The following is a 9,181-nucleotide window of genomic DNA, read 5'->3' as shown; positions in this document are numbered from 1 at the left end:
GCGTCGAGCTGCGCGCGCGCGAAGACGGCGGCGAGAAGCTGCTGGTGTTCTCCGGCGACCTGGGCCCCAAGGGCACGCCGATCCTGCGCGACCCGGCGACGATCGACAGCGCCGACGTCGTGCTCATGGAGTCGACCTACGGCAACCGTCTGCATCGCGCGCGCAGCGACACCGTGGCCGAACTCGGCGAGATCTTCACGGCGGCGCGGCACAGCGGCGGCAACGTCGTGATTCCGGCCTTCGCGGTCGGCCGCAGCCAGGAACTGCTGTACTGGCTCGCGCAGCACTACGACGACTGGGGCATCGGCGAATTCCGCATCTTTCTCGACAGCCCGATGGCCGGCAAGGTGCTCGGCGTCTACGAGCGCCACGAGGACCTCTTCGACGACGACGCGCGTGCGCTCTGGGCGAGCCGCCCGAACCCGCTGCGCCTGCCGAACCTGCAGGTCACCGTCGGCGTCGCCGAATCGCAGGCGATCAACGCGCACCGCGGCGGCGCGATCATCATCGCGGGCTCGGGCATGTGCAACGGCGGCCGCATCCGTCATCACCTGCGCCAGAATCTCGGGCGCCACAACGCGCACATCCTGTTCGTCGGCTACCAGGCCGAAGGAACACTGGGCCGGCTGCTCGTCGACGGCGTGAAAAAAGTGAAATTGTTCGGCGACTGGATAGCGGTAAACGCGCATCGCCACACCGTCGGCGGACTGTCCGCGCACGCCGACCAGGCCGGCCTGCTGGACTGGTACGGCACGATCCGCGGCCACGCGCCGGTCTACCTCGTCCACGGCGAAGACGCCGCGCGCGAAGCACTGGCCGACAAGCTGCGCGACCGCTTCCGCGCACGCGTGGAGCTGAGCAGGCCGGGGATGGTCGTGACGGTGTGACGTGACGGGAATAAGGAATCGTTGAAGCGGAGCCTCGGCATGCCCTTTCAAGGGGAGGGTTGGGCGGCGATGGGTGTCCGTTCCGCAGACGCCATCCACGCGAGTGCGCTTCTGACGATTCCCGATTCCCAGCTGCGCTCATGGCGCAACGCCATATGCGCTGCGGCGGCGGCCTCGCCGCGCTACGCTTGCGGCCGACCGTCATTTCCTGCACGCAATGTCCCGACTGCTCGTCTTCCAGCACGTGGCGGCCGAGCCGCTCGGCACGCTGGATCGCCTGATCCGCCGCCGCGGCCACCGCATCAAGTTCGTCAATTTCGAGCGTCATCCCGACGCCGAGCCCTGTGTCGACCGCTACCGCGGTCTCGTCGTGCTCGGCGGTCCGATGAATGTCGAAGACCGAGCGCACCGCGCGCATCTGCTGACCGAGATGCGTGCGATCGAGGCGGCGCTGCGGCAGGACAAGCCCGTGCTCGGCATCTGCCTCGGTGCGCAACTGCTCGCCCACGTGCTCGGTGCGCCGATACGCCGCCAGCGCGAGGCCGAGATCGGCTGGTACGACGTGGCGACGACGCCGGCCGGCCGCGCCGACCGCGTGCTCGGCACGCTCGGCGACGGCGCGCCGTTGTTCCAGTGGCACAGCTACGCCTTCGACGTTCCGGCGCAGGCCGAACACCTCGCGCACAGCGAGACCTGCGCGGGCCAGGCGTTCCGCTACGGCGGCAATGCCTATGGTTTCCAGTTCCATCTCGAGGCGAACCAGGCGCTGATCGAGCGCTGGCTGTCGACGCCGGCCTATCGCGAGGAACTGTGCGCGGCCGGCGTCGCCGACGACGCCGACGCGATCCGTGCAGCGACCTTGCGCGAGGTCGCTGCGATGGAGCAGCGCGCGGAGCTCGTGTTCGGTGAATTCCTCGATCTCGTCGGGCGGCCGTTGCGGCGGATCACGTTGGGATCTCGCTGAGGGGAGCCAGGTCGCGCCGGTATGCGGTGCGGCGTGCCCTAAAGGCCGGCGCAACGCGCGCCAAAGAGGCTGGCGCAATGCGCGCCGAAAGGCTGGCGCAATGCGCTTCGCTTATTGCGCCCACGGGTCTTGGTTCCGGTATACATTCGGGCTTTCCTGGGGAGGAGGAGTCGCATGGCCCGTACACCGCTCGCGCGCCTGTTCGCGCGCAGTTTCGCGATTGCCCGCGCGGCAACGGCGCAGGGCATGCCGCTGGCCGAAGCGCTCGAACGCGCCGACGCGCAGCGCGCGGCGAGGCGCCGGTTCCTGCAGCAGAGTGCGGCGGCAGCGGGTGCGCTCGCGGTCGCGTCCTGCGCGCGTGTCGCGCCGCGGCCGCAGGACGGCGACGACGTCGTCGTGGTCGGTGCCGGCATCGCGGGACTCGCCGCGGCCTGGCGGCTGCGCGAGGCCGGCGTGAGTGTCAGCGTGATCGAGGCGCAGAACCGCTGCGGCGGCCGCATGCTGAGCCTGCGCGACCATTTCGCCGACGGCCAGGTCTGCGAACTCGGCGGCGAGCTGGTCGACACGGGGCACGTGCGCATGCATGCGCTCGCCGCCGAACTGGGCCTGGCGTTCGACGATCTGACCGGCGCGGAGACGCCAGGTCTCGCCGACGGCTGGTATTTCGACGGCGCGCTGCGCAGCGAGCATGACGTGCTGCAGGCGTTCGCGCCCGTCGCCGCGCTGATCGCGCGCGACCAGGCCGTGATCGGCGACGGCGACATCGACGGCAGCAGTTCCGCCGCCGTGCGCGAACTCGACCGCGCGAGCCTCGCGCAGTGGTTCGACCGCAACGGCGTCGGCGGCTGGCTGCGGCGCCTGCTCGACGTGGCCTACACGACCGAGATGGGGCTGGAGTGCGACCAGCAGTCGGCGCTGAACCTGTTGACCTTCATCGATGCATCGACCGAAAAATTCCGCCTGTTCGGCGACAGCGACGAACGTTTTCACGTGCGCGGCGGCAACGACCTCGTCACGACGCGGCTGGCCGGAAAACTCGGCGACGCGATCGAGACCGGCACGGTGCTCGAGGCGCTGTCGCGCGGTGCCGACGGACGCTACGTACTGTCGCTGCGCCGCGGCAGCGCGAGCATTCAGCGCCGCGCGGCGCAGGTCGTGCTTGCGATGCCGTTCACGACGCTGCGTCAGGTACGCATCGGTGTCGATCTGCCCGCGGCCAAGCGCGACGCGATCGCGCGGCTGCGCTATGGCACGAACGCGAAGCTCATGATCGGCGTCGAGCGCCGTGTCTGGCGCGAGCGCTATGGCTCCAACGGCAGTCTGATGTGCGATCTCGGCGTGCAGACGACCTGGGAGACGAGCCGGCAGCAGGCCGGCGCCGCGGGCATCCTCACGAACTTCACCGGCGGGCGCCACGGCCTCGACATCGGCGAAGGCACGCCGAAGCATCAGGCCGACCTCGCGTCCGTGCAGCTCGACCGCGTGTTCCCGGGCTTCGCCGCCGCGCGCGGCGCCGCACGCGAGGCGCGCTTCCATTGGCCCAGCCATCCATGGACCCAGGGCAGCTACGCGTGCTTCACGCCGGGCGACTGGACCGGCCTGCGCGAGCACATTGCCGGCAATGTGGACAATGTATTTTTTGCCGGCGAACACTGTTCGCCCGACAACCAGGGCTTCATGGAAGGCGGCCTCGAATCCGGCGAGAACGTCGCCGCGCAGATCCTCGCCCAACGCGGCAAGGCGCTGGCGCCGCTGCGGCGCAGGTTGGTGGCGTAGGTCGGGCTTCGCCTGCGGCTCAACCCGACCTACGGGTCGCCAGCTCCGCGTCGAGCTCCGCGAGCCGCTGCGGCGTGCCGACGTCGGTCCACGCGCCGCGATGGTGAATCGCGCCGACGCGGTCGTGCGCGATCGCGTCGCGCAGCAGCGGCGCGAGCTTGAAGCGCGGCGGTGTTTCGCCGGCGCCGGGCGTGTCGCCGACGATGTCGCGCCAGCGGTCGAGCAGCGCGGGGCGATACACACCGATGCCCGCAAACGTGAGCCGCGGCGCGCCGTCCGTGACGAGGCGTCCGCCGGCCAGGCAGAAGTCGCCGCGCGGATGATGCTCGGGATTGTCGACGAGCACGAGGGTCGCGAGATCCTCGTCGCGCAGGCGCAGCTGCGCGAGATCGACATCGCAATGCACGTCGCCGTTGATCGCGAGAAACGGCGCCTCGCCGAGCAGCGCGCGCGCCTGCAGCATGCCGCCGCCGGTTTCGAGCGGCTCGGCGCCTTCCTCGCTGTAGCGGATCGACAGTCCCCAGCGCGCGCCGTCGCCGAGTGCGGCGGGGAACGCGTGCGCGAGCCATGCGGTGTTGATGACGACCTCGCGCACGCCCAGATCCGCGAGCCGTTCGAGATGGCGCTCGATGAGCCGCCTGCCGCCGGCTGCGAGCAGCGGCTTGGGAGTCACGTCGGTCAGCGGCCGCATGCGTTCGCCTTTGCCGGCGGCGAAGATCAGCGCCTTCACGCCGCCGCGTCCGCGCGCCGGCGGCGCAGGTCGACGCCGGCGGTCGCGCGCGCGAGCAGTGCGTCGAACCCGGCGAGTTCCGGATACTTGGCGCAGACCTCGCGCACGTAGTCGAGCACGAGCGGCAGGTCGGCGAGGTAGTGCGGCTTGCCGTCGCGATAGCAGAGCCGGCAGAACAGGCCGAGCACCTTGATGTGCCGCTGCAGCCCGGTGAAATCGAACCAGCGGCGGAACTGTTCCGCGCTGGCGGCGGTGCGGCCTGCGGCGACGAGACGCTGCCGGTAGGCCTCGACCCAGGCATCGACGCGCGCGGCCGGCCAGCGGATGTAGCAGTCGCGCAGCAGCGAGGCGAGGTCGTAGGTCAGCGGACCGTGCAGCGCGCCCTGGAAATCGATGATGCCCGGCAGCGGCGGCGCGATCATGAGGTTGCGACTGTGGAAGTCGCGATGCACGAAGCAGTAGGGCTGCGCCTGCACGATCGAAAGAATCTGCCGGAACGCGAGCTCGATCACGTCCCAGTCGCCGCAGTCCGGCGTGTAGTCCAGGTGCCGCTGCAGCAGCCATTCCGGCAGATAGTCGAGTTCCATCTGCAGGCGCGCCTCGTCATAGCGTTCGAGCACGCGGCCGTCGAGCCGCGTCTGCAGCACGAACAGCGCGTCGAACGCGGCGGTGTACAGCGCATCGGCGCTGCGCTCGTCGAGTTCGGGCAGATAGGTGCGCGTGCCGAAATCCTCGATCAGCAGCAGGCCCTGGGCGACATTTGCCGCATAGACCGAAGGCACGTGCAGGCCCGCCGCGGCGAGCTGCGCACCGATCGCGAGCCACGGCTCGACCGGCTCCTTGTCCGGCGGCGAGTCCATGACGACGGCACTGCGTCCGTGCTGCTGCACGCGCCAGTAGCTGCGGAAGCTCGCGTCGGCGGAAGCGGGAGCGAGAGTGGACGGATCGGCACCGCAGGCGGCGACGAAGGCGTGCAGCGCGGCGCTGCGTTGGGAATCGGAAGACGTCATGCGGGATGGACGGAATCGGTTCGGGGAATCATCGCGCCGGACCCGCCGCGACGGGCTGCGCCTCGCCGATGAACAGGTCGATCGCGATGCGGTCGTTGCGCGCGTAGACGAGCCAGCGCCCGTCCGGACTGAAGTCGAGCGCCGGCGCGAAGGTGTTCGGCGCATCGGCAAGCACGGTGTCGATCGTGCCGTGCGCGAGGTCGTAGCGTTGCACGAGGCGCGCGCCGCTGTTGTCGCGCGCGACGAACGCAAGCTTTCCGCCGTGCAGCGCGGCATAGGTGTTGTCGGGCAGCAGGCCGGTCTGCGGTTGCGGCGTGTCGAGCACGACGCGGCAGCCGGTCGCGTCGAGTGCGCAGATGCGGAGGCCCGGTTCGGCGGCGATGTCGAGCACGAGATGGCGGTCGTCGCTCGTGAAATGTTCGACATTCGCATCGAGCAGCAGCGCCGCGCCGCGCCCGTCGGCCGCGGCGCGCCAGAGCTGCTCGCGCTCGCCGACGCGGCGGACGAAAAAGATCCAGCGTCCGTCGTGGCTGTACTGCGCATAGCGCGCGTCGTCGCCGAGCCCGGCGACGGCGACGGCCTGCCGCGCGGCGAGATCGTAGCGATAGATCGCGCTGTGCTCGCTGCTGCAGGCATAGGGCAGGCATTCGGTGCCGTCGCTGCGATTGAGGATCGCGGTCACGAGCAGGTGCTGGCCGTCGGGATGCCAGCCGGGCCTCACCCAGCGCTGGCGCGGATCGAGCGCGAGACGCTGCACGCCGCTGCCGTCGGGTTTCGCGAGATACAGCGCCTCGAGCCCGTCGCGGTTCGACCCGAACGCGAGCCAGCGGCCGTCGGGCGAATGCGCCGGCTGATTGTTGTACCGCTGCGACTGCGTGATCGGCACGGGCGGCGTCTGCGGATGCTGCAGATCGGCGCGCCAGAGGTTGGCCTGATAGTCGGCGATCTCGTAGAGCAGCGCGCCGTCGGCGGCGACATCGGGATAGCGCGCGCCGCGCGCGCCGAGGAATTCCAGCGCGCCGGTCGCCGCGTCGGTGCGATACAGCGCGCGATAGCCGAACAGATCGCCGGCGAGCACGAGCGCGGTATCGCCCGGCAGCCAGGCAGCGCCGTAGAGCAGGCCGTTCGCCTCCACGAGCATGCGCGCGCGCGCCGGAGCGGCGACCGGCAGCAGCCATAGCCGCTGCTGACTGTGCTGGCCGCGCGTGAAGGCGAGCTGGCTGCCGTCGGCGGAGAAGCGCGGATTCGCGTCGGTCAGCGCGGTGTCGTCGGGTGCCGTGAGCGTCTGCACTTCGCCGGTCGCGCGGTCGAGCAGCGCGAGGCCGGTGCGGCCCCGACCGCTGGCCTTGGCGAACACGATGCGGCGGCCGTCCGGCGAGGCGTCGATGCGGCTGGTCGCCGGCGTTGGCGCGCATTCGCCGATGCGGCGCGACGCGACGTCGATGAGTTTCTGTTCGCGCAGCTCGCAGGTATTCGCGGTATAGCGCACGAACACGACCGCGCTGTCGTCGTCGACGAACACCGGCGACATGTCCCAGGCGTCGCCGTCGCTGAGCGGCCGGCGCGACTGGCCGTCGCGCGAGGCAATCCAGATCTGCGCGCGATTCTGGTCGGCGCTCGACGTCGACCAGGCCAGCCAGCGGCCGTCGCGCGAAAAGCGGCCGCTCTGGTCAAAGCCCGGTTCGGTCGCCAGCGGCCGTGCGCGGTCGACGCGGCTGCGCAGCGCTGCGGCATCCTGCTGGGCGTCGGGCGGTTGCGGCAGGATCCAGGCGAGCAGCGCGACCAGCGCGACGACGACGGCGCCGACGACGAGCGTCGTGACCTGCGTGCGACGGCGCACCTGCGGGTCGGCCAGCGGCAGCCCGCTCGCGTCGAGTGCGGCGGTCCTGCGCGGTGCGGGTGCCGGCATCGGGACCGCGGCGGCGGCCGGCGGATCCGCGACCGGTTCGGGCACGGCGATCAGGCGGTAGCCGAGCTTGGGCACGGTCTCGATATAGCGCGGCGCGCGCGGGTCGTCGGCCAGCAGCTGGCGCAGTTCGGCGATCGCGCGCGACAGCGCCTCGTCGTTGACATAGCGCCCTTCCCAGACGTCGCCGAGCAGTTGCTCGCGGCGCAGCACCGTGCCGGGTTCGCGCGCCAGGCGCAGCAGCAGCTGCATCTGGCGCGGCTGCAGGCGCTGGCGGCCGGCATCGGCGATCAGCTCGTGGCTGCCCGCGTCGACGAGCCAGCCGCCGAGCCGGAAACGCGGCGGAACGGTCGGCTCGAGCGCGGGAGCAGTGCCGGTATTCATGCGCAAGTGATTGATCGCAAAGTGCCGGGGTTTTGCGCAGATCTCGCGAACGAGTCGCGCAGGACGGCACGGACGGCCGCGCCCGACGCTGGCCGCTCACGTCGCAGAAAGGAGAGTTCGCATGAATCGCAAGCGCAACGCGTGGGCACGATGTCTGGTCCTGTTTTCACTGTATTTCTCCCTGAGTGCCGTTCATGCGGCGTCCTGCGAGGACGTCCGCATCCTCGTCAGCGGCTACTACAGCAATGTCCATGTCTATGATGCCTGCACGGGCGCGTACCTGCGCAATCTCGACGACGCCGGCCGGATCCGAGGCGCGCAGGCGGTCAAGATCGGTCCCGACGGCAAGCTCTGGGTCGTCAGCGAGGAAGCCAGCACGCTGCTGCGCTACGACGCGACGACGCTGGCCTTCGTCGACACGTTCGCGCGCGTCGACCCGGGCTGGGGCATGACCGGCGTCGCCTTCAGCGGCAACAGCGCCTACGTGTCGAGCTATGCGACCGGCGCGCTGCGCAGGTTCGACATCGCGACCGGCGCCGCCGAGAACCAGCCGCTCGCAGGCGCGCTGCTGCGCGGCCCGGACAACGGCATGATGGATGCGCCCGACGGCAAGATCTACGTGCCGGGCTACGACAGCCACAACGTCGTGCGTTTCGATCCGCAGGCGCGCTCGTACGCCAGTTTCATCGGCGTGCGCGACAACGGCCTGCGCGCCGCGCGCGGACTGCTGCTCAATCCGGCCGGCGACAAGCTCTATGTCACCGGCGAGCGCTCCAATCAGGTGCTGCGCTATTCGTTTCCGGGCGGCGCCTTCGACAAGGCCATCAGCACGACGATCAACACGCCGACCGGCATGGCCTGGCATCCCGACGGCAGCCTGCTCGTCGCCGGCAACGGCACGACCGGGTCCGGCGTGATCAAGCTCGATCCGGAAACGGGGGCCGAGCGATCGCTGCTGATTGCGACCGGCTCCGGCGGCGTCTCGGGCATGACCTATGTCGCCGTGATTCCGAAGGGCACGACCGAGCCGCCGAATCCCGCGACGATCGGTTCGCAATACTGGCTGACCGCGCTCGGCCGGCTCGCCGGCACGCGCGTCGACCTGGAAGCCAACACCGCGCTCGGTGCGGCGTTCGGCGCCGCGTTCAACCCGGCGGCCGTGCAGAAACCGCGCTGGGGCACGATCCAGATCAATTTCCTGAGCTGCACCGAGGCCGAACTGACCTGGCAGTCGAGCGGCGAGAACAGCGCGCGCTTCGGCAGCGGCGGCTATCGCATCGAACGCATGCTGATCACGCCGGCGGTGACCGACTGCCAGCGCACCGGCATCGCCGGCGCACCGAACACGAACTGGATTCAGGGTGCCTGGTACGGCGGCCCGATGCGCGACGGCGAGGGCTTCATGCTCGACACCGACGGCAGCGGCCTCGTGTTCCTGACCTGGTTCACTTATCGCCCGGCGCAGTAGGCGACCCCGCGACGTGGATCCGGACGGTGGTCCGGATCCTTGCGCCCGCCTGCGGC

At 70.4% G+C, this 9,181-nt stretch carries 7 protein-coding genes; 4 read left to right on the top strand and 3 right to left on the bottom strand.

Annotated features, from left to right (window positions below):
- The 3 genes from VLF18_RS14085 to VLF18_RS14075 form a co-directional block, all read left to right on the top strand.
- The coding region (locus VLF18_RS14085; RefSeq protein ID WP_325280265.1) for an MBL fold metallo-hydrolase at nt 1-887 on the top strand (887 nt) is incomplete at its 5' end.
- Between the two features lie 217 nt (nt 888-1,104).
- A complete protein-coding gene (locus tag VLF18_RS14080; protein WP_325280264.1) occupies nt 1,105-1,851 on the top strand; it encodes a type 1 glutamine amidotransferase in 747 nt (248 codons plus the stop codon).
- A gap of 174 nt (nt 1,852-2,025) precedes the next feature.
- A complete protein-coding gene (locus VLF18_RS14075) occupies nt 2,026-3,627 on the top strand; it encodes a flavin monoamine oxidase family protein (protein ID WP_325280263.1) in 1,602 nt (533 codons plus the stop codon).
- Nucleotides 3,628-3,646: 19 nt separating this feature from the next.
- Here the strand turns inward: VLF18_RS14075 and murU are convergent, their stop codons facing one another.
- From murU to VLF18_RS14060, 3 genes are read right to left on the bottom strand one after another with little or no spacing between them, the layout of a single operon-like run.
- A complete protein-coding gene (murU, locus tag VLF18_RS14070) occupies nt 3,647-4,357 on the bottom strand; it encodes an N-acetylmuramate alpha-1-phosphate uridylyltransferase MurU (RefSeq protein ID WP_325280262.1) in 711 nt (236 codons plus the stop codon).
- Entirely contained in the window at nt 4,354-5,367 is a 1,014-nt protein-coding gene (locus tag VLF18_RS14065; RefSeq protein ID WP_325280261.1) for an aminoglycoside phosphotransferase family protein, read from the bottom strand. The genes murU and VLF18_RS14065 overlap by 4 nt, the downstream gene beginning before the upstream one ends.
- Nucleotides 5,368-5,395: 28 nt before the next feature.
- On the bottom strand, nt 5,396-7,657 hold the full coding sequence (locus VLF18_RS14060) for a winged helix-turn-helix domain-containing protein (protein ID WP_325280260.1): 2,262 nt from the start codon (nt 7,655-7,657) through the stop codon (nt 5,396-5,398).
- A 121-nt stretch (nt 7,658-7,778) separates the two neighbouring features.
- On the opposite strand from VLF18_RS14060, the gene VLF18_RS14055 reads away from it, so the two are divergent.
- Nucleotides 7,779-9,125 (top strand): hypothetical protein, encoded by a 1,347-nt coding sequence (locus VLF18_RS14055; RefSeq protein ID WP_325280259.1) that lies wholly within the window; start codon nt 7,779-7,781, stop codon nt 9,123-9,125.
- The last annotated feature ends 56 nt before the right edge of the window (nt 9,126-9,181 follow it).

Origin of the sequence: Tahibacter sp., from assembly GCF_035481375.1 — a bacterium.
Lineage (GTDB): Bacteria > Pseudomonadota > Gammaproteobacteria > Xanthomonadales > Rhodanobacteraceae > Tahibacter.
The sequence above is the reverse complement of the archived record's forward strand: the minus strand, read 5'-3'. Positions and strand labels throughout refer to the sequence as shown.

Coding starts and splice junctions, on each gene's coding strand:
- VLF18_RS14055 (WP_325280259.1), top strand. CDS start 7,779: ATGAATCGCAAGCGCAACGCGTGGGCACGATGTCTGGTCCTGTTTTCA.
- VLF18_RS14060 (WP_325280260.1), bottom strand. CDS start 7,657: ATGAATACCGGCACTGCTCCCGCGCTCGAGCCGACCGTTCCGCCGCGT.
- VLF18_RS14075 (WP_325280263.1), top strand. CDS start 2,026: ATGGCCCGTACACCGCTCGCGCGCCTGTTCGCGCGCAGTTTCGCGATT.
- VLF18_RS14065 (WP_325280261.1), bottom strand. CDS start 5,367: ATGACGTCTTCCGATTCCCAACGCAGCGCCGCGCTGCACGCCTTCGTC.
- VLF18_RS14080 (WP_325280264.1), top strand. CDS start 1,105: ATGTCCCGACTGCTCGTCTTCCAGCACGTGGCGGCCGAGCCGCTCGGC.